The sequence below is a fragment of the Streptomyces sp. NWU339 genome, from assembly GCF_003143855.1.
Lineage (GTDB): Bacteria > Actinomycetota > Actinomycetes > Streptomycetales > Streptomycetaceae > Streptomyces.
The window spans coordinates 14,787-41,081 of the sequence record NZ_QFRK01000015.1 but is presented as its reverse complement, the minus strand read 5'-3'; the positions used below and the strand labels follow the sequence as shown (position 1 = coordinate 41,081).

At 71.2% G+C, this 26,295-nt stretch carries 16 protein-coding genes and 4 pseudogenes; 12 read left to right on the top strand and 8 right to left on the bottom strand.

Features of this window, described 5'->3' with window-relative positions; translation table 11 throughout:
- Window positions 1-174: 174 nt before the first annotated feature.
- The gene (locus DIZ27_RS19480; protein WP_109379712.1) at window positions 175-1,188 is read right to left on the bottom strand and encodes a substrate-binding domain-containing protein; all 1,014 of its coding nucleotides are present in this window, start codon (window positions 1,186-1,188) and stop codon (window positions 175-177) included.
- A 563-nt stretch (window positions 1,189-1,751) separates the two neighbouring features.
- Here DIZ27_RS19480 and DIZ27_RS19475 point away from each other — a divergent pair.
- The 4 genes from DIZ27_RS19475 to DIZ27_RS19460 all read left to right on the top strand — a co-directional run bounded on the left by DIZ27_RS19475 (window position 1,752) and on the right by DIZ27_RS19460 (window position 7,376).
- A complete protein-coding gene (locus DIZ27_RS19475) occupies window positions 1,752-2,399 on the top strand; it encodes a ScbR family autoregulator-binding transcription factor (protein WP_109379711.1) in 648 nt (215 codons plus the stop codon).
- Between the two features lie 88 nt (window positions 2,400-2,487).
- On the top strand, window positions 2,488-3,675 hold the full coding sequence (locus DIZ27_RS19470; RefSeq protein ID WP_109379710.1) for a damage-control phosphatase ARMT1 family protein: 1,188 nt from the start codon (window positions 2,488-2,490) through the stop codon (window positions 3,673-3,675).
- A gap of 103 nt (window positions 3,676-3,778) precedes the next feature.
- Window positions 3,779-6,019, top strand: a complete 2,241-nt coding sequence (gene cyc2, locus DIZ27_RS19465; RefSeq protein WP_109379709.1) for a germacradienol/geosmin synthase Cyc2 — start codon at window positions 3,779-3,781, stop codon at window positions 6,017-6,019.
- 400 nt (window positions 6,020-6,419) lie between these two features.
- Window positions 6,420-7,376, top strand: a complete 957-nt coding sequence (locus DIZ27_RS19460; RefSeq protein ID WP_109379708.1) for an aminoglycoside phosphotransferase family protein — start codon at window positions 6,420-6,422, stop codon at window positions 7,374-7,376.
- Window positions 7,377-7,437: 61 nt separating this feature from the next.
- Here DIZ27_RS19460 and treZ read toward each other — a convergent pair whose 3' ends face one another.
- Window positions 7,438-9,183, bottom strand: a complete 1,746-nt coding sequence (gene treZ, locus DIZ27_RS19455) for a malto-oligosyltrehalose trehalohydrolase (protein ID WP_109379707.1) — start codon at window positions 9,181-9,183, stop codon at window positions 7,438-7,440.
- A gap of 193 nt (window positions 9,184-9,376) precedes the next feature.
- Here treZ and DIZ27_RS19450 point away from each other — a divergent pair, with 193 nt between their 5' ends.
- Window positions 9,377-9,928 carry a DUF1707 and FHA domain-containing protein gene (locus DIZ27_RS19450; RefSeq protein WP_109379706.1) on the top strand — a complete coding sequence of 184 codons (552 nt, stop codon included), beginning with the start codon at window positions 9,377-9,379 and terminating at the stop codon, window positions 9,926-9,928.
- A 95-nt stretch (window positions 9,929-10,023) separates the two neighbouring features.
- Entirely contained in the window at window positions 10,024-10,467 is a 444-nt protein-coding gene (locus tag DIZ27_RS19445) for an SSI family serine proteinase inhibitor (protein ID WP_109379705.1), read from the top strand.
- 66 nt (window positions 10,468-10,533) lie between these two features.
- Here DIZ27_RS19445 and DIZ27_RS19440 read toward each other — a convergent pair whose 3' ends face one another.
- The 3 genes and pseudogenes from DIZ27_RS19440 to DIZ27_RS19430 form a co-directional block, all read right to left on the bottom strand.
- Window positions 10,534-11,787, bottom strand: coding sequence for a M14 family zinc carboxypeptidase (locus tag DIZ27_RS19440; RefSeq protein WP_109379704.1), 1,254 nt, complete (start codon window positions 11,785-11,787; stop codon window positions 10,534-10,536).
- Between the two features lie 77 nt (window positions 11,788-11,864).
- Window positions 11,865-14,291 (bottom strand): malto-oligosyltrehalose synthase, encoded by a 2,427-nt coding sequence (treY, locus tag DIZ27_RS19435; protein WP_109379703.1) that lies wholly within the window; start codon window positions 14,289-14,291, stop codon window positions 11,865-11,867.
- Window positions 14,292-14,393: 102 nt separating this feature from the next.
- A pseudogene (locus DIZ27_RS19430) lies at window positions 14,394-15,397 on the bottom strand (IS5 family transposase).
- Window positions 15,398-16,338: 941 nt separating this feature from the next.
- Here DIZ27_RS19430 and DIZ27_RS19425 point away from each other — a divergent pair.
- The 3 genes and pseudogenes from DIZ27_RS19425 (at window position 16,339) to DIZ27_RS19415 (ending at window position 19,922) form a co-directional block, all read left to right on the top strand.
- Entirely contained in the window at window positions 16,339-17,880 is a 1,542-nt protein-coding gene (locus tag DIZ27_RS19425; protein WP_258308452.1) for a PstS family phosphate ABC transporter substrate-binding protein, read from the top strand.
- Window positions 17,881-18,130: 250 nt separating this feature from the next.
- Window positions 18,131-18,983 (top strand): annotated as a pseudogene (locus tag DIZ27_RS19420) (IS5 family transposase).
- Window positions 18,984-19,080: 97 nt separating this feature from the next.
- A protein-coding gene (locus tag DIZ27_RS19415) for an IS5 family transposase (protein WP_109379701.1) occupies window positions 19,081-19,922 on the top strand; the annotation gives its coding sequence in 2 pieces (ribosomal slippage) (window positions 19,081-19,465 and window positions 19,465-19,922; 843 coding nt in all).
- A gap of 155 nt (window positions 19,923-20,077) precedes the next feature.
- Here the strand turns inward: DIZ27_RS19415 and DIZ27_RS19410 are convergent.
- Window positions 20,078-20,410: pseudogene (locus DIZ27_RS19410) on the bottom strand (ISAzo13 family transposase); the annotation flags it as partial.
- Between the two features lie 750 nt (window positions 20,411-21,160).
- Between DIZ27_RS19410 and DIZ27_RS19400 the strand changes: the two are divergent.
- Window positions 21,161-22,318, top strand: coding sequence for an NAD-dependent formate dehydrogenase (locus tag DIZ27_RS19400; RefSeq protein WP_109379700.1), 1,158 nt, complete (start codon window positions 21,161-21,163; stop codon window positions 22,316-22,318).
- Between the two features lie 84 nt (window positions 22,319-22,402).
- Here DIZ27_RS19400 and DIZ27_RS47165 read toward each other — a convergent pair whose 3' ends face one another.
- Window positions 22,403-22,582: a hypothetical protein gene (locus DIZ27_RS47165; RefSeq protein WP_258308451.1), complete on the bottom strand. Its 180-nt coding sequence runs from the start codon at window positions 22,580-22,582 to the stop codon at window positions 22,403-22,405.
- Between the two features lie 524 nt (window positions 22,583-23,106).
- Entirely contained in the window at window positions 23,107-24,312 is a 1,206-nt protein-coding gene (locus DIZ27_RS19390) for an IS110 family transposase (protein ID WP_109379699.1), read from the bottom strand.
- A gap of 345 nt (window positions 24,313-24,657) precedes the next feature.
- Between DIZ27_RS19390 and DIZ27_RS19385 the strand changes: the two are divergent.
- Together DIZ27_RS19385 and DIZ27_RS19380 are read left to right on the top strand one after the other, a co-directional pair.
- Window positions 24,658-25,379 (top strand): annotated as a pseudogene (locus DIZ27_RS19385) (transposase family protein).
- 38 nt (window positions 25,380-25,417) lie between these two features.
- Window positions 25,418-26,278: a transposase gene (locus DIZ27_RS19380; RefSeq protein WP_181383598.1), complete on the top strand. Its 861-nt coding sequence runs from the start codon at window positions 25,418-25,420 to the stop codon at window positions 26,276-26,278.
- Window positions 26,279-26,295: the final 17 nt, after the last annotated feature.

Here is a 26,295-nt window from a genome sequence, read left to right as displayed (position 1 = left end):
CGGTCGGATCAGCGGGGATTGCGGGTGCAGAGCAGTCGGGGAACAGCCTGCGGACGGATGGGCCGGACGCACGTCCGGTTACTTCCGGGTGATGCGCGGGAGGTCATCCGCACAGGTGACCGTACAGCCCGTGCGTAACCGAGTCCTCGAGTAGGTCTTCACCGGAGGCGACCGTCACCGGGTTCCGTTGGCGGCGAACTCGGCGACCGAGGCGGCGTTGGTCTTCGTGACGAACGCCGGCCCGGTGAGCACGGGTGACACCCCGCCGCCGCTGATGTTGCCGTTGGTCCGGTACAACCACAGCGCGTCCACGGAGAGATAGCCCTGGAGATAGGGCTGCTGGTCGACGGCGAACCGGATGGTGCCCCTGCGGACGGCGTCCACCAGGTCCTTGTTGAGATCGAAGGTGGCCACGTGCGCCCCGGTGTCCGCCTTCTTGGCGGCGTCGGCCACGAGGAGGGCCTGCTGCGCGCCGTTGGCGACCACCTCGTCGATGGTCGGGTCCTGGCGCAGCCGGGCGGTGACGATGCCGGAGACGGCGCGTTCGTCGGAACCGTCCACGTAGAGGTTCTCGGTCTTCCCGTCGAACGTCTTGCGCATACCGGCGCAGCGCGCCTCCAGCCCGACGTTGCCCCGCTCGTGGATGACGCAGAGGGCGTGCTCGGCCTTCAGTTCTTTCAGCTTGTTGCCGACGGCCTGGCCCGCGACGCCGTCGTCCTGACCGAAGTACTCCAGCAGCCCTGTCGACTTCCAGGCGCCGATGCCGGAGTTGAGCCCGACCACGGGGATGCCCGCCTCGCGTGCCTCCTTCACCGCGCCCTTCATCGCCTGCGGTTTGGCCAGCGTGAGGGCGATGCCGTCCACCTTGTCGCGGACCGCGTCGCGCACCAGTTCGGCCTGGCCAGCCGGGTCCGCGTCGCTCACATAGGTGAGGTCGATGCCGTCCTTCGCCGCGGCGGCCTCGGCGCCCTTGCGCACCCTGTCCCAGAAGGCGTCCCCCTCACCGCCGTGCGTCACCATCACGACCCTCATCCCGTCGCCGGCCGCACCCGCGCTCCTGGAGTCCGAGGAGTCGCCGGTCACGTCGAAGGCGGAGCAGCCGGTCACCAGCAGACCGACGGCTGCCGCGAGCACGGCCGGGCGGACGGGCCGTCTCGGGAAACCGTGGGACGGGGGACGAGTGTTCATGAGGGAGCGGACCTCGCTGTACGGCCGAGCAAGTGAGGAGACGGAAGCAGGGGCGGAGTCGCGGGGTGTTACGCCGATCAGGTGACTCTCGCTGGCCGGAGCCAATCGCGTCGCACCACTGGTAGTCAAGTGAGGGGCCACGTGAAGTGAGATGCCGCTGCCGCATTGTGATGAACGGTGAGTTCCGAGGTGACAGGGGTGGCCGCCCCCTTCCCGCCCCTAACCGCGCGGCCGGTACGGAACCCGAACGGGCCCGCCCGACAGGCGCGGACGGGCTTGCTCCGGATCAACCCCGAAGGATTTCCGGGGCGTTGGCGGGCCACGGTGACACATTGCGACGCGTTCCGTCCGGATCCGCCCGCCGTTCTCTTTTGCCGACGCAGCTGCCACACTCGGATACCGGACGTGCTGTTTTCTTTCGGCGTCCGAACTTGAATTGCCGGATGTGTACCGCATCACGGGACGAACCGCTGGAACGGGCGCCGCCACAGGGTGAGTTATCGTGTACTCGGGGTAAAAACAAACGGCACGACCCGTTCCTTTCCGGCTCAGGAGTTCAGGCGATGGCGAGGCAGGTACGCGCCGAGCAGACCCGCGCGACGATCATCACGGCCGCCGCCGATCTGTTCGACCGGCAGGGGTACGAATCGACGAGTCTCAGCGACATCGTCGAGCACGCCCACGTCACCAAGGGGGCCCTGTACTTCCACTTCGCCGCGAAGGAGGACCTGGCCCACGCGATCCTGGAGCTCCAGTCCGCCACCTGCCGCCGACTGGCCAGGGACATCGAGACCCGTGGCCACACCTCCCTGGAGGCGCTGATGCGTCTCACCTTCTGCATAGCCCGCCTGTCGGCCGAGGACCCCGTGCTGCGGGCGGGGCTCCGGCTCGCCACCGGGGGCACCCGGCCGCGCCCCCCGCTCAGCCACCCCTTCGCCGAGTGGATGGACATCGTCACCGCCCGGCTCCTCGGCGCGGTCAAGGAGGCCGACGTCCACCCGGAGGTCGACATCGAGGTCGTGGCCCACTCCCTCGTCTGCTTCTTCATCGGCACCAGGGTCGTGGGCCGCTCCCGGGAACCCGTCGCCCGGCAGCCCCGCCGCACCGCGGAGATGTGGCAGATCCTCATCAGGGGCCTGGTGCCGGTGACCCGCAGGGCGCGCTATCTCAGCCTGGCCGCACGGCTGGAGCGGGAGATCGCCCCGGTGTGACCCGCCCGGCCGCCCCTGCCGTCGGCGCGGCCGCCCCTGCCGGTGCGGCCGGTCACGCCGGCCGGCGCCGCGCGTTACGGTGAGCCGCATGCCCGACACCCCCACCGCTCCCGTGCTCCTCGGCAACCGGCCCGGCTCGTTCCCGCACGGCGTGCTCGCCGAGCGGCACCCCGCGATCATCCGGCAGGTGCGCGACGCCTTCCCCTACGAGCCCGCGCAGCGGCACGCGCTCGACGCGCTGCTGGCCAACTGCACCCGAGGCGCGATCGAGGCCCTCCCCGCCGACGCCCACGACCGGGACCGCTGGAAGGCCTGGGGGATGGACACATACACCGGACAGTCCTGGTACGACGTGCCCTGGCTGTGGTCCGAGAGCTGGTTCTATCGTCAACTGCTGGGAGCCGTGGGTTACTTCGGCCCCGGACCCTGGCAGGGCATCGACCCCTTCCGCCCCTCCAAGCTCGCCGAACTCGACTCGTCCGAGACCGGCGGGGAACTCGCCGCGCTCGACGACCTCGCCGGGCGGCCCGCGGACGAACGGGGCCGGGCCCTGCTGCACGGCTCCCTCTGGGGAAACCGCGCCGACCTCGGCTTCCGGCTGTCCGCCGAGGGAACCGACCTCGCGGAGGCCGTTCCCGCGCTGGTGTCCGACGACAGCGAGCGCCTGTGGTCGCTGCTGGACCCCTCCCACGCGGGCCCGGCGAGCACCCTGGTGCTGGTCGCCGACAACGCCGGCCGCGAACTCGTCCCCGATCTGCTGCTCATCGACCACCTGCTGGCCCACGGGCACATCGGCCGGGTGATGCTGCACGTCAAGCCGTACCCGTACTACGTCTCCGACGCCACCACCGCCGACGTCGTCGACGCGCTGCGCCGGCTGACCGACGCCGGGGCGGCAGCGGCCGACCACGGGCGCCGGCTCCGGGACGCCCTCGCCGACGGACGGCTCGCCCTGCGCGCGCACCCCTTCTCCTGCTCCCCGCTGCCCTACGAGGAGATGCCGGACGACCTCCGCGCCGACTTCGCCCGGGCCGCCGTCACCATCGTCAAGGGAGACCTCAACTACCGCCGCCTGGTCGGCGATCGGCAGTGGCCGCCGACCACGCCGTTCGCGGAGGCCACCGGGTACTTCCCGGGGCCGGTCGCGGCCCTGCGCACCCTGAAGTCCGACGTCGTCACCGGCCTGGCACCCGGTACGGAGGAGGCGCTGGTCGCGGCCGAGGAGCAACGCTGGCGCACCAGCGGCACCCACGCGCTGATCCAGGTGCGGACATAGCATGCCGAAACCCGTTTTCGGCGTATCGGCGAGGTTTCACGCGATGGTGTGATCATGGACGGGCCGGTGGATGCCGCCGCGGGCCCACGGGTAGTGCCCGGCCATGTCTTCAGTGTCCTCGGCGTCCTCGGCGTCCTCGGTGTCCTCAGCGAGTCAGCCGTTCGAACTTCCGCACTTCTACCTGCCGCACCCCGCGCGGCTGAACCCGCATCTCGATCAGGCCCGCGCCCACTCGTCGGTGTGGGCGCGCGAGATGGGCATGCTGGAGGGCTCCGGAGTCTGGAACCAGGCCGACCTCGACGCCCACGACTACGGCCTGCTCTGCGCCTACACCCATCCCGACTGCGACGGGCCCGCACTCTCCCTCATCACCGACTGGTACGTGTGGGTCTTCTTCTTCGACGACCACTTCCTGGAGCTGTTCAAGCGCAGCCAGGACCGTGAGGGAGGCAAGGCCCACCTGGACCGGCTGCCGCTGTTCATGCCGCTGGACCCCGCGACCCCGGTCCCCGAGCCGCGGAACCCGGTCGAGGCGGGCCTCGCCGACCTGTGGGCGCGCACGGTACCCGCGATGTCCCAGGACTGGCGCGCCCGGTTCGCCCTCGCCACGGAGCACCTCCTCAACGAGTCGCTGTGGGAGCTGTCCAACATCAACGAGGGGCGGATCGCCAACCCCGTCGAGTACATCGAGATGCGCCGCAAGGTGGGCGGCGCCCCCTGGTCGGCAGGGCTCGTCGAGTACGCGACGGCCGAAGTGCCCGCCGCCGTCGCCGGATCCAGGCCGCTGCGGGTGCTGATGGAGACGTTCTCCGACGCCGTGCACCTGCGCAACGACCTGTTCTCCTACCAGCGCGAGGTCGAGGACGAGGGTGAGAACAGCAACGGCGTGCTCGTCCTGGAGACCTTCTTCGGCTGCACCACGCAGGAGGCCGCCGACACCGTCAACGACATCCTCACCTCACGACTGCACCAGTTCGAGCACACCGCGTTCACCGAAGTGCCCGCGGTCGCCCTGGAGCAGGGCCTCGCCCCGCACGAGGTCGCGGCCGTGGCGGCGTACGCGAAGGGGCTGCAGGACTGGCAGTCCGGCGGTCACGAATGGCACCTGCGATCCAGCAGGTACATGAACGAGGGCGCGCGACGGACCGGCCCGTGGGCGGGCCCGACCGGGCCCGGCACCTCGGCCGCCGACGTGCGGGGACTGCTCGCCGCCGCGGGGACGATGGGGGCACCTCCCACGCCGTCCAGGCAGTGGGGGAGGCTGCGGGCCCACACCCATGTGCCGTACCAGAAGGTCGGCCCGTCCCTGATCCCCGACATCCGGATGCCTTTCCCGCTGGGACTCAGCCCGCACCTCGACGCCTCCCGCAGCGCCCTCGTCGACTGGTGCCGGCAAACGGGCATCCTCGCCGAGGGAGTGTGGGACGAGGACAAGCTCGCCGCCTACGACCTCGCGCTGTGCTCGGCCGGACTCGACCCGGACGCCACTCCCGAGGCGCTCGACCTCAGCGCCCAGTGGCTCGCCTGGGGCACGTATGGCGACGACTACTACCCGCTGGTCTACGGACACCGCCGTGATCTGGCCGCCGCGCGGCTGACCACGGCACGCCTGTCGGACTGCATGCCCGTCGACGGTGAACCGGTGCCACCGGCGGCCAACGCCATGGAGCGGGCCCTGACCGACCTGTGGGCGCGCACCACGGCGGCCATGACGCCCGAGGAGCGGGCCGTCCTGAAGAAGGCCGTGAACGACATGACCGAGAGCTGGTTGTGGGAACTGGGCAACCAGATGCTGCACCGCGTGCCCGACCCGGTCGACTACCTGGAGATGCGCCGGCAGACCTTCGGTTCCGACCTCACGCTCGGTCTGTGCCGGATGGGCCACGGCCCCGCCGTGGCGCCCGAGGTCTACCGCAGCGGCCCGGTCCGCTCCCTGGAGAACGCGGCCATCGACTACGCCTGCCTGCTGAACGACGTCTTCTCGTACCAGAAGGAGATCGAGTACGAGGGCGAGATCCACAACGCGATTCTCGTCGTGCAGACCTTCTTCGGCTGCGACTACCCGAGGGCCCTCGGCATCGTCCACGATCTGATGAGCCGACGCCTGGAACAGTTCGAGCATGTCGTGGAACACGAACTGCCCGTGCTGTACGAGGACTTCGAGCTCTCCCCGGAGGCTCGCGCGATCATGCGGGACTATGTGCTGGACCTGCGGAACTGGCTGGCGGGCATCCTGAACTGGCACCGGAGCGTGGACCGCTACAAGGACGAGTGGCTCTCGGGCCGGGCCCACCGGTTCCTGCCGGACCGCACACCCCCGCTGCCCGTGGTTTCCCTCTCCTGAGGGGGAGCCGGCCTCAGCCGCAACGCCGGGCGGGGCCCCCTGCCTGGCGGCCACCAGCGGATCACGGCCGCCCCCGGCCTCGTCACCCGACCACCGGGAAGCGGGCCGCGGGCGTCTCGGAGAAGGCGACACGACCGGCTGAACGCGGTGGACCGGCTCGCGCGGCCCCCGTCCGCCGGGCAGGATACTGCCCATGACCGCACGTAGCCGAACGTAGCTGTCCGTAACCGCACGTGGTCCACGGGTACGCCCCGGGAGGTCCGGATGACCGGCAGTACGCTCGCTCCCTTCACCGCCGAGGGATCCGCCGCCCGCATGGAGGGCGTACGGAAAGCGGTCATAGTGGACTGAGTGGCCCCAGACGTTCCGCAACGTCTATCGAACGACACCAGGCGCGACCATGACCCAGGCACCGACACCCACCGCGGACACCGTCCGCCGACTGGTCCGTACCCTCCTGCAGCACGAGGGGGGAGGCGCGGACACCGCCGCCGGACCGGACGGAGTGGACGTGCGGCCCGTCGGCGAGGGCGCCGAACCCGCCACCTGGTGGGTCGGCACCCGCCATGTGCTGCGGCTGGCCCCCGACCGGGCGGCGAGCACCCGCAGGCGCCGTGAGCTGCGGCTGCGCGAACTCGTCCGGCCGCACGTCCCGGTCGCGGTGCCGTCGAGCGTGGCGCACGGCGAGTGGGCGCCCGGCCTGGTCTGCACCCTGGACACCAGGCTGCCCGGCGGGTCGGCGGAGGAGCACCGGGTGTCCGCCGGGGGCGAGGCCGACCTGGCCGCGCTGCTCACCGGGCTGCGCGAGGTGCAGGTGCGGCAGGCGGAGACGCTGGGCGTGCCGCGGGTCCCCCCTCGCTCCCTGGAGTCCCTGCGCCGGGCCGCCGGACGGGCCGCCGAACGGCTCGCCGAGGCCGACGAGTTCGCGCCCGGCAGACTGCGGCACCTCACCCCGTCCGCCGCCGTCCAGCTCACTGCCCAGCCGGCCTCGGCGGTCCTCGTCCACCACGACCTCACCGGCGCGCATCTCGTGGTCAGTGCCGAAGGCCGGGTACGCGGTGTCCTCGGCTGGGCGGGAGCGGTGATCGGCGACCCCGCCGAGGACATCGCCGGTCTGGCGTGCGCCGTGGGCTCCCCGGCCGCCGTACGCGCCGCCACCCTCGCCGGCTACGGCGCCCGCCCCTGTCTGCGCGGGCTCTGGCTGGCCCGTTGCGACAGCGTCCTGCACCTCGCCGAGGCGCTCGGCGGCAGGGGCACCGGCCCGCTGCCGCTGCTGCGGGTCCGGCTGCGCCGGGCCTGGGAGGCGATCCTCCTGGAGCGGGTGACGGACCTCCGCGGCACCGACGACATGCCTTGAGTCATGCCCGGAGGCACGCCCTGGAGGCACGCCCGACCGCCGGGTCCCGGCGCCCCGGCCCTCACTCCTGGAGCAGCACCACCGCGGACTCACCGGGCAGGCGCAGCACCCCGTCGGTGCCCGGCACGTCGACCGGTTCCCAGGCGGCGAGCACGCGCGCGTGCGGGACGCCCAGCGCGATCGGGACCGGTTCGCCGCCCAGGTTCACGGCCACCAGCACGTCCCCGCGCCGGAAGGCCAGCCAGCGCCGCTCCTCGTCGTGCACCACCCTGGTGTCGGCGAGGTCGGGGTCGGTGAGGTCCGGCTGGGCGTGCCGCAGGGCGACGAGCTGCCGGTACCAGGCCAGCACGCGCGCGTGGGGCTCGCGCTCCGGCTCCGACCAGTCGAGGCAGGAGCGGTCGCGGGTGGCGGGATCCTGTGGGTCGGGCACGTCCTCCTCGGCCCAGCCGTGCGCCGCGAACTCCCGGCGCCTGCCGTCGCGCACCGCCTCGGCGAGCTCGGCGTCGGTGTGGTCGGTGAAGAACTGCCAGGGTGTGCCGGCCGCCCACTCCTCGCCCATGAACAGCATCGGTGTGAACGGGGCCGTCAGGGTGAGGGCCGCCGCGCAGGCCAGCAGGCCCGGGGAGACCAGCGCGGCCAGCCGGTCCCCCCGGGCCCGGTTGCCGACCTGGTCGTGGGTCTGGCTGTAGCCGAGAAGCCGGTGTCCGGCGACCCGCGTGCGGTCCAGGGGCCGGCCGTGACGCCGGCCGCGGAACGTGGAGTACGTGCCGTCGTGGAAGAAACCGCCGCGGAGCGTCTTGGCGAGAGCCGCGAACGGGGCGCGCGCGAAGTCGGCGTAGTAGCCCTGCGACTCACCGGTCAGCGCGGTGTGCAGGGCGTGGTGGAAGTCGTCGTTCCACTGCGCGTGCAGCCCGTGGCCGCCCGCCGCGCGGGGGGTGATGTCCCGGGGGTCGTTCCGGTCCGACTCGGCGATCAGGAACAGCGGCCGGCCGGTGTCGGCGGCCAGCGCGTCCACGGCCGCCGACAGCTCCTCGAGGAAGTGGTGAGCGCGGGTGTCCGCCAGCGCGTGCACGGCGTCCAGGCGCAGCCCGTCGATCCGGTAGTCCCGCAGCCACGCCAGCGCGCTCTCCACGAGATATGCCCGCACTTCGTCGGAGCCGGGCGCGTCCAGGTTGACGGCGGCGCCCCACGGGGTGTGGTGGGTGTCGGTGAAGTACGGGCCGAACCGGGGGAGATGATTCCCCGACGGCCCCAGATGGTTGTGCACCACGTCGAGGACGACGCCCAGCCCCAGGCCGTGCGCGCGGTCGACGAACCGTTTCAACGCCTCGGGTCCGCCGTACGGCTCGTGCACCGCCCACGGCGAGACCCCCTCGTACCCCCAGCCGTGGCGGCCTGGGAAGGGGCACACGGGCATCAGCTGCACATGGGTGACGCCCAGTCCGGCGAGGTGCTCCAGCCGCTCGGCGGCGGCGTCGAAGGTGCCCTCGCGCGTGTACGTGCCCACATGCAGCTCGTACAGGACGGCGCCGGGCAGCGGGCGCCCGTCCCACTCCGCGCGCCAGGCGTACGCCTCGTGGTCGACGACCGCGCTCGGCCCGTCGGGCCCGTCCGGCTGCCGCCGCGAGCGCGGATCGGGCAGCACGGGCCCGTCGTCCAGGGAGAAGCCGTACCGGGAGCCGTCGCGCGCGTCGGCCTCCCCGCGCCACCACCCTTCTCGTTCCGGATCGCGCGCCAACGTGCGCGTGACGCCGTCGCACTGGAGCGTCACCCTGCCGGCCTGCGGTGCCCACACCTCGAACTGCACGGACGGTTCCCCTTCGTCTGCTCACCGTGATGTAGCCCGTCCATCGTGCTGCATGGGAGGCCGATCCGCCGGAGAATGATCCTTTTGCGGCGGGTGTCGCCGCCGGAGGTGCCGGCGACCGCGGGGGACGGCCGGGACGGAGCTTCTCCGGTCTCCTGGACAGTCCGCCCCGCGCTGGCCGACAATCAGCAGCGTGACGTCGTCCTTCGAGTTCAACACGTACCCCGCGCGGCTCTCCGACGTGGAGCGCGACAAGGCGCTGAAGGTGCTGCGGGACGGTGCCGCCGTGGGACGGCTGTCCCACGACACGTTCATCCGGCGCATGGAACTCGCCCTCGCCGCCCGGTCTCCCGAGGAACTCGCCCCGCTCACCGCCGACCTGCCCACCGAGGGCCGCTTCTCGCGCCTGCTGTTCTCCTCCGTGGAGGCGGTGTCCGGGTTCACGGTACGGCTGCGCGGGGCATGGCGGGCCGAGCGGCTGCCGAAGCTGCTGCTGCCCCATCCGGCGACCGGCCACCCGCTGCGCATAGGGCGCGATCCCGCCAACGGGCTGCGGCTCAACCACGAGACGGTCTCCCGTGTGCACGCGGAGCTCCACCGGCAGGGCGGCCTGTGGGTGCTGCGGGACCTCGGGTCGACCAACGGCACGACGGTGAACGGGCGTCGGGTGGTCGGCGCGGCCGTCGTCCGCGAGGGCGACCAGGTCGGCTTCGGGCGGATGACGTACCGGCTCGCGGCGAACTGAGCGCGGCGCGGCGCGACATGGTGGCTCCCGGTCGCACGTTCTCGTTCGGGTGAGCCGGGCTGGGGTTCCGGCACCGCCGTGCCGATGCATCTGGAATGACGTACACCATGTACACCACGCGCACCTCAGTGAAAGCGGTACGGGGCGCCCTGCTGGCGGTGGTCGCCCTCCTCGCCTGCGCCGCGCCCGCGCCCGCGCAGGCGGACACCCGGGGCGCGGCCGCCCCCGACACCTGGCTGGCCGTCGGCATCGACCGGGGTGAGCCCCGGAGCGGCACGACGTCCGGCAGCATGCTCCTCTGCGATCCGCCCCAGGGCCACCCGCGCGCCGCCGACGCCTGCGCGGAACTCGCCGCGGCGAACGGGCGGATCTCCGACATCCCGGCACGGGACACCATCTGCACGATGGTCCACGCCCCGGTGACCGCCCACGCGCGCGGGAAGTGGCGGGGGCGGCCGGTCGAGTACACGGAGACCTTCCCGAACGCGTGCGTGATGAGGGCCCGGACCGGCTCCGTGTTCGCCCTGGACGGGGCGTAGACGAGGGGAGGGGGGTCGGGGCGGTCCGCTCCGGCTTCCCGCTCCTCGCCGGTGCGCGCCGCACGGTCACGCGCGGGCGTGCAGCGCCGCCGCCACGACCGTGCGGGCCTGGTGCTCCACCTGGTGCTGCACGGGCACCCAGCGGGCCCGGAAGTGCACGGCGAAGGCGTCGCTCCACAACGCGACCAGCCGGTCGAGACGCGCCGCCGCGTGCGCGTCGGTCTCCCGCAGCTCCCGCAGCAGCATCGCCGCCGCCCGCAGCGGCACCCGCCGCGTGAACGCGTCCACACTGCTCACGTACGCCCTCGTGCCGTCCGCGGGCGGGGTGCGGATCAGGTCGCCGGCCAGTCCCGGTACCAGCTCCAGCCCCCACGTGGCCGCCCGCAGCAGCGGACCGCCGGCGGCCCCGGCGCCCGTCATGGCCCCGGGCCGCGCCTCCTCGAGCACCTGCCGCACCTTCCGCGCGTCCCGCTGCAGCCGGTCCGCGAGATACCGCAGCGCCGCCGCCGGTGCCGGATGCGGGCCGGGGTCGTCCACCAGGGCCGCGGCCCACATCGGCACCTCGACGACCGCTGTCAGACCGCCGTACCGGTGAGCGCGGTACCAGGTGCTGTGCCGCGCGTCGTCCGGCAGGCTCGGATACGCCGGTCCGGCCTCCGGGGCGGGCATCACCCGCACCCCGGGGCCGGACACCGGCCAGCCGGCCGCGTCCGAGGCACCGGTCTCCACCGGAATGTGCAGCTCCGCGGCCGACTTGGCGAACGGCTCGGCGAGCCCCGGCACGTCCCTCGTCAACTGGACCCAGCTGCCGCCCAGATCGGTCCCGTGCAGCGACACCTGGAGGTAGGGCCGCAGCTCGTCGATGACCCCGGTCAGGGCCCGGGTCTCGGGCGGCAGCCGGCCGGGCGGCAGCACCGACGGCGCCCACTCCGGCTGCTCCGATCCCTGGGGACGGAAGAAACCCAGGTGGTAGTCGTACAGGCTGTGCGGCGGCGACGTCCTGTGGAGGCTCGCCCCGTCGGGGTCCGCGCACAGCAGGAAGTGCCAGGACGTGCCGTTGCGCAGCTCGCTCTCCGCCAGGACCCGCCGGGCCAGCACGAGCAGGGTGCCCCCGCCGGCCGGTTCGTTGGCATGGGCACCGGCGACCACCAGCACGGCACGCCGGGCGTGGCCCACGGACAGCAGGTGCAGCGGCCGCCCCGCGCGGGAGGACCCCACCTGCCGCAGGACGCTCAGACCGGGCCGTTGGACCGTCAGCGCACGGGCGGAGGACACCAGTTCGGCCACCGTCGGATAGCGCAGCTCCGGCAGGAGACCCACCCCCCCCGTCATCCCCCGTCGTCCCCGTTGTCCACACACCGTCGCACTGCGCAGTACCCCACGGCCACGGAACGGTGTCAAGGGTTTGACGGGGGAGGTCCCGGGGGATGTGCGGCGCGCTCCAGCAGCGCCACCGGCGACCGCTCGAACAGCTCCGCCACGCGCGCGTGCCCCGTGAACTCCCGTCCGGGCTCCAGGACGTCGGCCCACCGGCCGGGTGGCAGCGCCAGCCGGGTCTCCCGCCAGCCGCCCGCCTCCGCCAGCCGCAGCGACAGCCGGGTCACGGCGGTCAGCACCGCACCGGACCGCACGAACGCCACACAGTGCGCGGCTCCGGGCCCCTCGGCGGCCAGCGGTTCGTACGACGCCGTGTCGCCGAACGCCTCGGGCCGCCGCGCCCGCAGCCGCAGCGCGGCCCGCGTCACCGCGTCCTTGCCGACACCACTGTCGCTGTTGACGTCGCTGCCGACGCCCGTGCCCGGGCCGGACGGCCCGCCGGCCGGGAAGTCCACCGCGCGCCGGTTGTCGGGGTCCACCAGGGCCCGGTACTCGAACTCGGAGCCCTGGTAGACGTCGGGCACGCCCGGCATCGTCAGGTGGACCAGGGCGGTGCCCAGCACGTTCGCGTGGATGTGCGGCTCGAGCGAGGCCCGCAGCGCCGTCACCCGCCCGCCCGGCGCCCCGCACGGCCCCGCCGTCACGAACCGGGCCACCGCCTCCTCGTACGGCGGCTCCTGCTCCGTCCAGCTCGTGTGGAGCCCCGCCTCGCGCACATGCTTGAGCAGCGCCCCCGCCACCCGCTCCGGATCCGCCGGACCCAGCCCGAACACCGTCTGCCAGGCCGCCCACGCCAGCTGTGCGTCCGGCACGCCCTCACCGGTGCGGGTCACCTCCGTCAGGACGTCCGCCCAACGCCGCGGGCACTCGGTGAGCACATGGAGCGCGGCCCGCACGTCGGCGCTGCGCTTGGTGTCGTGCGTCGACACCACCGTTCCCGTCGTCGGCCAGTCGCGCTGCACGCGCGCGCAGTACGCGTGGAACCGCTCCGGGGACACCGCCGGGTCGCCGGGGTCCTGGCCCACCTCCGTCGCCGACAGCAGCGGCACATAGCGGTAGAACGCCGTGTCCTCCACCGACTTGGCCCGCAGCGCCGACGCCGTCTGCGCGAACCGCGTACGGAACTCCACCTGCTCCGGCCCGTCGCCGTACCGCCCGAGCACCAGATCCCGTACGACGTCCACCGCCCCGGCCTCCTCGGGCACGGCGAACGCGAGCCGTGCCGCGGCCGCCGCCTCCTCGGTGACCACACCGGCCGGGTCCACGGAGGTGTAGGGCCGGTACACCTCGAGCCGGACCAGCAGCTCCTGGAGCGCGGTGCGCAGCGCCCAGGGCGCGCGGTCGCGCAGCGCGGGCTCGGGCGAGCCGGCGCACAGGCGGTGCGCCACCCGGGTCAGCCGGTCCACCTCGGTGGCCAGCTCGTGCGTGAGCACCTTGTACGCGGCCCGCCGCACCGTCGCCGCCCACTCGCCGCCCCGGTCCGTCCGCGGCGCCGCGAACCGCCGGTACTGGCCGAGCAGCTCCCCGAACCCCGCCGGGTCGGTGAACAGGCCGTCCACGTGCCGCAGGGCGTCGTAGCCGGTGGTGCCGGAGACCGGCCAGGAGGCGGGCAGCGGCTCACCGTCGGACAGGATCTTCTCCACCACCGTCCACCGGCCGCCCGTAGCCTCGTGCAGCCGCCGCAGATACCCGTCCGGGTCGGCGAGCCCGTCCGGGTGGTCGACGCGCAGTCCGTCGACCACGCCCTCGCGCAGCAACTGGAGGATCTTGGCGTGGGTGGCCTCGAACACCTCCGGGTCCTCGACCCGCACCCCGATCAGCTCGGAGATGCTGAAGAACCGCCGGTAGTTGAGCTCCGTACGGGCCAGGCGCCACCACACCGGGCGGTACCACTGGGCGTCCAGCAGCTGCGGCAGCGGCAGGTGGGCCGTGCCCTCGCGCAGCGGGAACGCGTGGTCGTGGTAGCGCAGCACGTCGCCGTCGGCCTTCAGCCGGTCGGTCTCCGCGCCGAGCGGCCCGCCCAGCACCGGCAGCAGCACCTGGCCGCCCTGGGCCTCCCAGTCGATGTCGAACCACCGCGCGTGGTGCGACGCGGGCCCTTCGCGCAGCACCTCCCACAGGGCGCGGTTGTGGCGCGGGGACATCGCCATGTGGTTCGGGACGATGTCCACGACCAGGCCGAGCCCGTGCTCCCGCGCGGTGTGCGACAGGGCCCGCAGCGCCTGCTCGCCGCCCAGCTCCGCACGCACGCGCGCGTGGTCCACCACGTCGTAGCCGTGCGGCGAGCCCGGCACCGCCTCCAGGACGGGGGACAGGTGCAGATGCGACACCCCGAGCGAGGCCAGGTACGGCACCGCGGCCGCCGCGGCCGCGAACGGGAAGTCGGGCCGCAACTGCAGCCGGTAGGTGGCGGTGGGGACCGCGGGGTCGGGTCGCTCAGGGGTCATGCAGACGTACGTACCCGCCCCGCGGCCCTTCTTGTCATCAGTGACCCGGCTGCCGCCGGACCGGCCTGGGCGGACCGGCCTAGGGCGCGTATCGAGTCGTGATCAATGGGCGCCTCGGGTGAGGTCTTTGATCCAGATCATCGAGGCGCGCAGGTGGAGGCCGGCGAGGTAGCTCTCCGGGGTCTTGTCGTACCGGGTGGCGATACCTCGCCAGGCCTTCAGCTTGTTGATCAGGCGCTCGACGGTGTTCCTCTCCTTGTAGAGGTCGGCGTCGTGGCGGACGGGCCGGCCGCCCCTGGAGCCCTTCTTCTTCCGGTTGGCGGCCTGGTCCGACTTCTCCGGGATGAYTGCCTTGATGTGGCGTTTCCGCAGGTGGGCGCGGTTGCGGCGGGATGAGTAGGCCTTGTCCCCGGCGACCGCGTCCGGCCGGGTACGGGGGCGGCCGACAAGACCGCGGACCCGAATCTTCCCCAGCACCGGGATGAACTGCGGGCTGTCGGCGGCCTGYCCAGCGGTCAGGACGAACACCAGCGGGCGGCACCTGCGGTCCGCGGCGAGGTGGACCTTGCTCGTCTGCCCGCCCCGCGAGCGTCCGAGAAGGGCCGCCTTCAGCCGGAGCTTTCGCCGGCGCCGGATGCGTCGTCGCTCTTCCCGCTCAGGATCGGCTTCGGCGTCCTGCCCGTTTCGTTCTTCGTAGCTGCCCCCTTTGACCTGGCCTTCTCCTCCTCGGCGGCAGCCTTCTCCAACGCGGTGAGCACGTCCTCGTCCAGGTGCATCCCCGCGGCGTCGTGGTGGGCCCGCGCGGTGGTGGAGTCGATGCTGACCAGGGACAAGTCCACCTCGCCCCGCTTCGCGGCCTCCGCGATCAGCCCCTCCAGCAGGGCCTCGAACACACCCGCGTCACGCCACTGCCGGAAGCGGTTGGAAACGGTTGACCAGGCGCCGAACTCGGTCGGCATCTCCCGCCACTGCCCGCCCGTCTTGAACCGCCAGATCACGCCCTCGAACTGCTGCCGCAGCCGCTCGGGGTACGGCCCGTACTGGCCGATCGGCAGGTACGGGCCGATGAACTCCCACTCCGCATCCGTCAGTTGCACTCGCGTCACATAAAACGATCTACCGGATCAGGTCCCGCCCCAAGAGCGAAACCCGCAGATTGATCACGACCCGATACGCGCCCTAGGGCGGGGCGGGACGAGCCGTACGGTCGCGGACGACGATGCCGACTCCGTCGGGAGGCGGATCTCACCCCCCCCAGTTGATAGTCCACACCGGCCTTCACCAGCGGCAGCCGGACGGCAATTGGCTCGGGAGCCGAGGAAGAAGGCGGCAAGGGCGCACGGGGGGCATCCGGCTGTCCCCTCTCCCGCAGCCCGCAATGAACAGCAGAGCGGCCAGCGACAGCCATGCGGCCAGTGGTCCGCCCGCACGCGACCGGAAGTGCCGCTCTGACCGTGGCGCAACGCCGCGCGGTGCGCCGGCACCCATGCGTCCGTGCCGGGCAGACGCACGAGGGGCAGCGGGCACGAAGAGTCCAACCGGTACAGCACGAGGGGGCGATGGGCAGCGTACGTCAGGGCGGGCACGTCGACGGGCCGGCCCGGCCCGCACCGTGGACGCCCTTCAGACCGCAAGGACGGCAGCTGCCCACGCGCTGAGCGGCGCGCAGGCCGGCCGAACTGGATCTTCGCTACGGGGTCTTCCCCACCCAACGCCCCCAGCCAGCGCGGACCAGCAGCCGACTCGCCTTACGTCTGCGAGACATCGGCCTCCCGTCTCGACCTCTGCACACAGACATCCCCAGCGGTACTGCAACAGCTGCTCGGCATCAGTCCCCGACCTGGCGGCAAGACCGGACGTGCCCCGTCGCCAGAGCCCTCGCCTGGGTCCCGGGCATCGGCGGCCTCCTTGACTCTGCGTCGGATCGGCCGCCGGACTCACCGCGAACCCGCATCCCCGCATGCCGAAGTTGAACACCTGACGAACAGTCGGAGACGATCGCCGCCGGCCCCGCCGAATCGCCCGGCGGGTCCGTACCGTCGGCCTCGTGGGATGGCTCGAGATCACCTTCACAACCGCCGGCCTGGTGCTCGGCGCCGTCTCCATCGGCACACCGTTCATCGCCGACCGGCAGGCCCGGCGCAGCAGACGCATCGGCTTCCGCAAGCAGATGGACATCGCGATAGGCCACAACGGCCAGGCCGGCGGTGCGGACCCGCGCCGCGGCCTCTTCAACGACCTGCCCACGATGCGCGACGCCACCCTCGTCCTGCTGCGCATCGAGAACGACGGATCGCGACACGTCGAGGAGTCCGATTACATCGACCCGTCGCCGCAGTACGGGCTCACCGCCGAGTTCCCGGGGCGGCGCATCCAGGCGCAGGACGTCACGCTGCCCAACGAACATGCCAATTTGATGGGCTACTTCGAGGACCAGCCCGGCCTGTCCGTCGCGGGCCCGAGCACTCTGCGCATTCCGCGCGTCCCGCTCAAGCCGGGTGCCCACTACAAGATCCTGGTGCTCCTGACGGGCGGCCAGGAGGGTGCTCCGGTCGCCGTCACCGGCGACATCAAGGACGGCGAGCTCCACGAAAACCACAGCCTGACGCCCGACGAGAAGCCACCGGTGTTCAGCAAACAGGCCCGCTGGACCACCGTCGTCCTCGGCCTCGCGCTGATCGCAGCGGCCACCCTGCCGCTCCTCCTGCCGGGCCCGCTGCCCGACGACTGCGAGACGGGCAGCCTCAGGCTCACCGGTTCGACGGCGTTCGCGCCAGTGATGAACGAGCTGGCACAGAAGTACCGCAACCACTGCGACGGAAAGCTGGACATCACGGTCGCCACGCACGGCAGCCGTACCGGAGTTCGCGAACTTGCCCTGTCCGGGGGCCGGCGCCAGCAGGGCGCACCGGTGATCGCCTTCTCGGACGGCCCGCGCCCGGCGAGCTACACCCAGCTCAGCGAGAGCCGCATCGCGGTTTCCCTGTTCACGCTGGTCGTACACGACGACGTCCACCTCACGAATCTGTCCGTGGCTGACGTGCGCCGCATCTACCGGGGCGAGATCCGTAACTGGTCGCAACTCGGCGGCCCCGACCTGCCCGTGGTCCTGGTCAGCCGCACCTCTGGCTCCGGCACCCGCTCCGCCCTGATCAGCCGCGTCCTCGGCGGCGCAGACGAACCGCCCGCGTCATCGGACGACTGCGTCAACCGCACAGCCCGCAGCACGCCGGTGCTGCGCTGCGAGCTCGACTCCACGGAGCAGGTCCTCGACACCGTGGCCCGCACGCCGGGCGCGATCGGCTACAGCGAGCTGCGCGCCGCCTCCACTCCGGAGCAGCCGAAGGGGCTGCACCGCCTCAATCTCGACGGGCACGCCCCCGACCTGGACCTCCTCGAGTCGAGCGGCTACCCATACCACGAGATCGAGTACGCCTACACCTACGGCCGTCCCCCCGCCGATTCGCTGGCCTCCAGCTTCCTCGCGTACGCCGTCGACAACGGAACCGGCAAGGGCGTGGTCGCCACCCACGGCCATCTGCCGTGCGGAACACCCGTGGGACTGCGGGTCTGCGGCGCGGCCGACTGAACCTCGCACACGACCTCCGCCACGACACCGCCCGCCTCAGGAACGTGCACTTTACGGGTATGTCAACGTTCGATCCGTCCCGTACGGCAAGGCTGCACTGAAGAGACGTGTCATTTCCCGGTAATACAAATCAAGCTAAGACCGACCGGCGAATGGTGGGCTGCCTGACGGCCGGACGCACTGGGCACGAGAAAGACACGGGCCTGAGTGATCATGGAGTTCTCTACGCTCAGTGATCACCGGAGGACCCGTGCCTGCTGTGCCAGCTTGCCTGCTCGAACCCCTGTGGGACCAGTTCGTCGCCCTGCTGCCCGTGCGGGACGACCATGCGCCGACCCACCCGCTGGGCTGTCACCGCCGCCGGGTCCCGGACCGGATCGTCTTCGAGCACATCGTGCAGGCCCTGGTCCACGGCAGCGGATACGAGCGGATCGCCAGTCCGGGCTGCTCGGACCGCACCATCCGACGCCGCGTCAAACTCTGGTCACAGATGGGCATATCGGAGGAGATCCATGCCCTGGCGCTCCAGGCGTACGACCGGATGATCGGCCTCGGACTGGCCGAGACCTCCGTGGACGGCTGCATCACGAAAGCTCCCTCGGGGGGCGAGAAAGCCGGACGCTTCCCGGTCGACCGGGGCAAAACGGGGACTGAAGCGATCGGTGGCCTCCGACGCGGCCGGGGCCCCTCTGGGGACCGTCTCCGCAGGCGCCAACCGGCACGGCTCACCGCTCCTCGGCCCCACTCTCGAAGCAACGAAAGCCCAGGTGGGAGCACTCCCCGAGCAGGTGAACATCAACCTCGACCGCGGCTGCGACAGCGCCAGGCCCCGCGCCTTGCTCGACGAGTTCGGCTTCACCGGCGAGATCGCCCGTAAGGGCGTCCCCGCACCGATCCAGGCCGGCAAGCGGTGGGTGGTCGAGCGTTCGCACTCGTGGATGAACGGCTACGGCAAGCTGCGGAGCTGCACCGAGAAGGACGGCAGCGCCGTGGGCTTCCACCTCTACCTCGCCACCGCATTCGTCACGCTCCGCATGCTCATCCGACGCTCGACGAGCCGCTACCGCTGGGACGGCCGCCCCACCACTCGACGTCTCAAGTGATCCATTCGCCAGTCGGTCTAAGAGGACCTAACAAAATAGAACGTTTGCGCTAATCTGGAGATGTCGGTGCGGATCCGCTCTGACCAGGAGGTGCGCGATGTCCCGCCCCAAGCCCTGGGAAATCGACGACGACCTGTGGGCCCTGATCGAGCCGCTGCTGCCAGTGGTCGAGCGCCGGCCCGACCATCCGGGCCGCAAGCGACTGGACGACCGCAAGGCCCTGCAGGGCATCCTGTTCGTGCYGGCCACCGACATCCAGTGGGAGTGGCTGCCACAGGAACTGGGCTTCGGCTCGGGCATGACCTGCTGGCGCCGGCTGCGGGACTGGAACCAGGCCGGCGTCTGGCAGCAGTTGCAGGCCATCCTGCCGGCCAAGCTGCGCGGCGCGAACCAGCTGGACTTCTCCCGCGCCGCCATCGACGCTCCCCCTGGCTTCGCCGGGGGCACCCCCACCCACGTGCGTGCCCTGCGGGGCGGCCCAAAACCGGCCCGAGCCCGGTCGACCGCGCCCGGCCGGGCTCGAAGCACCACYTGATCACCGATGCGCGCGGCACTCCGCTCGCGGTCTCGCTCACCGGCGGCAATCGCAACGACGTCACCCAGCTCATGCCGCTGCTCAAGGCGATTCCCGCGGTCCGCGGYCGCCGCGGGCGTCCCCGGTTCCGGCCGCGGCGGCTGTACGCCGACCGCGGCTACGACCACGACCGCTACCGCAGCATGGTCCGCACCCTGCGCATCACCCCGGTCATCGCCCGCCGGGGGCAGTCCCACGGCTCGGGCCTGGGCGTCCACCGGTGGGTGGTCGAACGCGGCCTGTCGTGGCTGCACGGTTTCCGGCATCTGAGGATCCGTTGGGAGCGCCGGGACGACATCCACGACGGCTTCCTGCAGTTGGCGGTCTGCCTCATCCTGTACCGGCGCGTCCGAGCACTCTGTTAGGACCTCTAAACCAGTCCAAGATGAGCGCGTAACGCCAGGTCAGGGCATTCCGGTCCGGGGGAGTCGGCGTAGTTGGTGACAGACGCGTGACAGCGCCGGTGATAGGGCGAGACCCGCCGGGGAACATCCTGGCGGGGCCTCTGCCCGGAGCCATGAGACGAAGCCCCACCGGGCTCGTCCGGCTCCACCAGGGCCAGCAACGCCGGAACGAGCAGCGGGTCAAGCTCATCGGCGCTTTTGCGGCCGCCGCCGTCGCGGCGCACCCGGCCATCGAACAGTGGGTCCTCGCCGCCCTCCAACTCGAAGACCCCCTTGCGCACCGTCGTCTCGCTCACCCCTGCGGCACGTGCGACGGCCCGAACCCCGCCGTGCCCCAGCAGCCGGGCCTCGGTGGCCAGCGCCAACCGCTGCTGGCGCTCATTCAGATGAGGGAACAACACCCCGAACCTCAGGGCAAGTTGGTCATTAACCTCGCTCGGTATGCGCATACCACACCAACGACGGAGCGACCGCGAAGCAACGTGTTGATTCTTTACGAGCCCTAACTTCGTGGCATTGACCGAGCATCGCCCGGTGGCAGTAGCCCTCCGGCTGGCCGCCCCGGCCCTCCAGCCAGGCAGGTACCGGCAGCGCGTCACGCACCACCGCCCACTCCGCATCGGTCAGATCCGACGGATACCGCCGTGTCCTGTCCGGCCGGTCGGCCGCGTTCCCGAACCGGTGAGCGAGGCAATCGCATGCCGACGGCACCGAGTTGAACTCGAAGGACGAAACCGCGTACAACTACATCAACAGGGCCTTCAGTCTCACGAGTTGGCTTCGACAACCCTCGTGCTGCACCAGGGGCCCTGCCTTCATGTACCCACCCGGCCAAGATCACCCGACCAGGCACCCTGTTCGTTCAGCACCGTCCTCACGATCGATAGGGATACGGCTTCTTATTCCAGGCAACGCCTGTGACGACGGCCTGTCAAGGCGAGTTGGAGATGCGCCTGGGGTCGCCCTGCGTCGCCGTGCCAATTGGGCGGGTACGACGCGGCGGGCCCCATCGGGTGGAAAGGACGTGCCCCCGCGCCGCATGCTGCTCGGTCGGGGCTTTGCGGGCGCGGTGATCAGTGTGTTTGGGCCCGTTTGTTGTGCGGCGGCCCGGTCACTCGGTACTGGACAGCAAGGCCGGCCGGAGCGAATGCGCGGTTACCGGACCACGCCTGTGCGCCGGCCTTCGTAGGAGTACGGCCATGGCAAAGATTCTCACGGTGCTTTATCCGGATCCCGTTGACGGCTACCCGCCCAGGTATGCCCGAGATGAGATCCCCGTCATCAGCGGCTATCCCGGAGGGCAGACGGCGCCCACCCCCCGGAGCCTCGACTTCAAGCCGGGTGAGCTGGTCGGCTGCGTCTCTGGCGAACTCGGTCTGCGTCCGTTCCTGGAGGAACGGGGCCACACATTGGTCGTCACCTCCGACAAGGAGGGGCCCGACTCCGTGCTGGAACGGGAAATTTCCGACGCCGAGGTGGTGATCTCGCAGCCGTTCTGGCCCGCCTATCTCACCCCTGACCGGATCCGGCGCGCACCGCACCTGAAGCTGTCGATCACAGCCGGGATCGGTTCGGACCACGTGGACCTGCCGAGCGCCATCGAGCACGACGTCACCGTGGCGGAGGTCACCTACAGCAACAGCATCAGCGTGTCGGAGCACGCGGTCATGCAGATCCTCGCTCTCGTCCACAACTATCTGCCCGCCCACGAGTGGGTCACCGCCCGCCAAGGGTGGAACGTGGCCGACAGCGTCTCGCGGAACTACGACCTGGAGGGCATGGACGTCGGCGTTTTCGGTGCCGGACGGATCGGCATGGCAGTGCTCCGCCGGCTGAAGCCGTTCGATGTGAAGCTGCACTACAACGACGTGCACAGGTTGCCATCAAACCTCGAGCAGGAGCTGGGGCTGACCTGGCATGCGGATGCCCGCTCCCTGGCGGCCTCCGTCGACGTGCTCTCCATCCACGCGCCGCTGCACGCGCAGACAGTGAACCTCTTCGACGACGAGATGCTCGCGACCATGAAGCGAGGGTCGTACATCGTCAACACAGCCCGCGCGCTGATCGTCGACCGGGACGCCGTGGTACGCGCTCTGGAACGAGGCCATCTGGCAGGTTACGCCGGGGACGTCTGGTACCCCGAGCCGCCGGAAGAGGACCACCCGTGGCGCGGCATGCCGCACGAGGGCATGACACCGCACGTGTCCGGTTCGACGCTCTCCGCGCAGGCCAGGTACGCGGCAGGCGTCCGGGAAATCCTGGAGTGCTGGTTCGACAACCGCCCGATCCGTCAGGAGTACCTCATTGTGGAGGGCGGCAGGCTTGCCGGGACCGGGGCCCGCTCGTACACCGTCTGACGCACACGGTAGGAGTCGGCGGGGCCGTCACCGCCCGTGCACAGGCGGCCGAAATGGCACGCTCCGCTCTCCGTGTTCTCCGTGTCAGGACGCCCCCGCGATCGCGCAAGCGCGGCACGGGGGCCGGCCGCAGGTGCACTGCAGGATGGCATCCAGCACCTCATGGTCGTGGTAGAGGCACTTGTCCTGGCAGGTGTGGCGCGGGACGAAGCCCGCCTGGAACTCGTCCGGCCAGGGCTCCTCGCCCTCCCGGCTGCACTCCATGAACCGCTCGGGATCCGTGGAGTGCAGCCGGTGCTGCTCTCCCGTGCCTCGCCCTCCAGATCGTGCGTTTGGGCGACCAATACTTTGAGCTGGTCGGCGAGACCGGAGAACCTGGCGTCCCCCGTTCTCACATGGGCTGCGCCCAGCGCCATGACGGCGTTGCCCAGGAACCGACGAGCGTCCTGAAGATCGGTCACGTGATGCAGTTGGATGCCCGTCACGCTTCTGGCTCACACGGCGTCTTCACTCACTTGTCCACCTTCCGGGGTCGGTCGCCCACTGGTAGTGCCCGCGCGGAAGTGCGTCGTATCTTCCTCATGCGCCCTGAAGTCTGGTCCGGGCGGCTGCCCGCAAGGTCACTGGTGAACGTCCTGTTTCAGACCCGGTCCGCCGCGCCGCGAAAAAGACCCATAAGGGACGCATGCTCTCAAGAGAGCTAATTCTGCGGTGCGAGCCAGTCCAGCCCTGTATCAGTGATTTCCAATCAGGTTTGTCAAGGGCTGCGGCAGCGGACGGTGACCGCGTTATGCCGCGGCGAGGCCACGTTGAGGTGGCTCGACGGTGAAGGTCCGCCGGTCGCGTATGAGGGCCCACAAGACGTCGAGGCGGCGCCGGGCGAGGGCGAGGACAGCCTGCTTGTGCGACTTGCCCTCGCTCCTCTTGCGCCCATAGAAGGTCCTGGACGTCGGACAGTACCGGGCGGCGACCTGGGCGGACAGGCAGAAGACACACAGGCGGCGGCGGTGGTAACGGCGCGGCCGACGCATGTTGCCGCTGATGCGTCCGGAGTCCTTGGGGAGAGGGGCCAGGCCGGCGATGCCGGCCAGGCGACGGGAGCTGCCGATGGCGTCCAGGTCGCCGCCGGTGCAGGCGATGAATTCGGCGCCGAGGAGGCCGCCCATGCCCGGCATGCTGGTGATCGCCGCAGCGTGCGCGTGCTCGCGGAACCGCGCCTCGATCAAGGCGTCGGTGCGGGCGATCTCTTCGTCCAGGGCCATCACCGCGGCGGCCAGGGTGCGGACCATGGCTGCCGCGGTCCTCTCGCCGGGAATCGCCGTGTGCTGGGCCTGTGCCGCCTCCAGCGCGGTGGCCGCCACCGTCCGGGCGTTTCGCACCTTGCGGTTCGACAGCCGGCCGGCCAGGCGGGTCCGGCCGATCCGGCGCAGGGCCGTCGGCGTCCGGTAGCCGGCCAGCAGGACGAGCGCGGCCTTGGAGGTGCTGTAGTTGAAGGCGCGTTCCAGGGCGGGGAAGTACTCCAGGAGTTGGGCGCGCAGCCGGTTGATCGCGCGGGTGCGGTCGGCGGTGAGGTCGTAGCGGCGGGCGGTGAGGATCCGCAGGTCGACGGCGATCTCGTCCTGTTCCTGCAGGGGGTGCAGGTCGCGGCGCATGCGGGCCCGGTCGGCGATGACGTAGGCGTCCTTGGCGTCCGTCTTGCCGTCGCCCCGGTAGGAGCCGGAGGCGTGGTGGACGGTCCGGCCCGGGATGTAGAGGACTTTCTGTCCGTGGGCGGCCGACAGCGCGATCAGCAGTGCGGCACCGCCCGCGTTCAGATCGACGGCCCAGGTCACCGGCTCGCCCTCGCTCAACTCGAGGACATCGCCGATCAGCTCGAGCAGAGTCGTCTCATCGTTGGCCAGCCGCCGTGACAGCCTTCGCTCGCCTTCGGCGTCGATCACCGTGCAGTGATGCTCGCTCTTGCCCGCGTCCGTTCCCGCCCACAGTTGCGGCACTCATGCCTCCTCGAGGATCCGTGTTCCCGGTCCCGGCAGACGGCCACGCCGACGTGTCCTTACGAAGCGATGAGGTTCGCGCATCCCCATGAGTGGCCGTGTCGTCGCAGGGTGCCGGGCGGCCAATCACTGAAAGCCACATCATCGGCATGAGCGTTTTGAGCCACACCCGGCACCCCTGGGCCCCCGATCGTACGAATGAGCGGAACCGGCCCGCCAAGAAGGTAAGGAGCGTTTTCAGAGTGGCCACCGATCGGGTGATGAGGTCGGTGGGCGCAACGCACGAGGCTCCCGTGCCGTTGAGAGAGGTGTTCGACGTCTCAACTCATCAGCGCAGGAGCCTCGTTGGTTCCCTATCCTGCCGCACTCGACCTGCCTCATGCCTTACCCGTGAGGGTGACCGCCGCTGCAAGCTGCCACCCCACCAGCGGGCCCTCGTCGGCCTGGTCCACCTCCGCCGGCACGACACGCTCGCGCAGATCGCCGCCGGCTTCGGAAGCTCCGTCGGCATCGCTCACGCCTATGCCACCGCCGTCATCGACCACCTGTCCCGCCGGGCGCCCGGACTGCTGCGGGTGCTGCGGGAGACCGGCCCCGAGCACGTCCTGCTCGACGGCACGCTCGCCGAGTGCGACCGGGTCGGCGACGGCCGGGCCGACTTCTCCCAGAAGCACCGCCGCCACGGCGTGGACGTGCAGGTGGTGACCGATCCCGCGGGCAGGCTGCGGTGGATCTCACCCACGCTGCCCGGCCGCACCCACGACCTCACCGCGGCCCGCACCCACAAGATCATCCGGATCTGCGAACGCCGGGGCGTCCCCGTCCTTGCCAACCGCGCCTACATCGGAGCCGGCCCCTGGGTGACGACGCCGTTCAGGCGTCCGCCTGGTCAGGAACTCACCCCGACCCGGCGCACGGTCAACCGGGCGCTGTCGGCGGCGCGAGCACCCGTCGAACGGAGCGCCGCGAGGCTGAAGTCCTGGCGGATCTTCCATCGGGCTCGATCCAGCCCGAACCGCCTGTCGGCACGCTCCGCCGCCGTCCTCACCCTGGAGCGTCAGCGCTGAAAACGCTCAGTGACGAGGAACGCCGCCTGCTCACCCACGTGCCCGACGACCTCTGCTTCGCCACCAAGCCCCAGCTGGCCGTGGTCATGCTGGCCCACTCCCGCCGCCTGGGTATACAGGCCCGCTGGGTGGCCGGCGACGAGGTCTACGGCGGCCGCGGGATACGCGCCCGGAGCCGCGAGCTCGGCTTCGACTACGCCCTGGCCGTCCGCGCCGATCACACCGTCTCCACCCCGGCCGGCCGCTTCACCTCAACCGCCCTGGCCACTCGGCTGCCCCGCCGGGCCTGGATGCGCATGCGCACCGGCCACGGCCTCAAAGGCGACCGCCACTACGACTGGGCAATCATCGACGTCCAACCCGACGACACCCCCGACACCGGGGATGCCCCAGGCGACGTGCACTCCTTCCTCGTCGTGCGACGTCACCGCTACACCCGCGAACTCTCCTTTTATCGCTGCCATTCCGCCGTCCCCGTCGCGCTCGCCGATCTCGTCCATGCGATCTGCACCAGATGGAAGATCGAGAAGACCTTCCAGAACGCGAAGTCGATCACCGGCCTCGACCAGGGCCAGGTGACCCGCGGGAACTCCTGGATGCACTGGAGCCTGATCAGCCTGCTTGCGGCTGCCGTCCTGGCCGTCACCCGCGTCCGCACCACCCGGGCCACCAGCGAGAGCGAACTCCCGCCCGGCAGTCCGCGAACTGCTCAACATGCTGAGGACCACCGCGCTTCCCCCAGCCCCACCGGGGAAAGGACCACGTCCTACGCTGGTCCGCCTGACGCCGCCGCCATCAAGCCGCCGCCCAGGCCTGCCACCGCCGCTGGAACAACATCACCGCCGCAGCCACCCGACCTGCACAAACACATCAAAGATCAAGAACTACAGCTGCGGTGACAGTGAGCCGTTTCCAT

Excerpts from the sequence above, each read along its gene's own strand:
- DIZ27_RS19480 (WP_109379712.1), bottom strand. The coding sequence starts at position 1,188 with ATGAACACTCGTCCCCCGTCCCACGGTTTCCCGAGACGGCCCGTCCGC.
- DIZ27_RS19475 (WP_109379711.1), top strand. The coding sequence starts at position 1,752 with ATGGCGAGGCAGGTACGCGCCGAGCAGACCCGCGCGACGATCATCACG.
- DIZ27_RS19470 (WP_109379710.1), top strand. The coding sequence starts at position 2,488 with ATGCCCGACACCCCCACCGCTCCCGTGCTCCTCGGCAACCGGCCCGGC.
- cyc2 (WP_109379709.1), top strand. The coding sequence starts at position 3,779 with ATGTCTTCAGTGTCCTCGGCGTCCTCGGCGTCCTCGGTGTCCTCAGCG.
- DIZ27_RS19460 (WP_109379708.1), top strand. The coding sequence starts at position 6,420 with ATGACCCAGGCACCGACACCCACCGCGGACACCGTCCGCCGACTGGTC.
- DIZ27_RS19445 (WP_109379705.1), top strand. The coding sequence starts at position 10,024 with ATGACGTACACCATGTACACCACGCGCACCTCAGTGAAAGCGGTACGG.
- treY (WP_109379703.1), bottom strand. The coding sequence starts at position 14,291 with ATGACCCCTGAGCGACCCGACCCCGCGGTCCCCACCGCCACCTACCGG.
- DIZ27_RS19400 (WP_109379700.1), top strand. The coding sequence starts at position 21,161 with ATGGCAAAGATTCTCACGGTGCTTTATCCGGATCCCGTTGACGGCTAC.
- DIZ27_RS47165 (WP_258308451.1), bottom strand. The coding sequence starts at position 22,582 with ATGGAGTGCAGCCGGGAGGGCGAGGAGCCCTGGCCGGACGAGTTCCAG.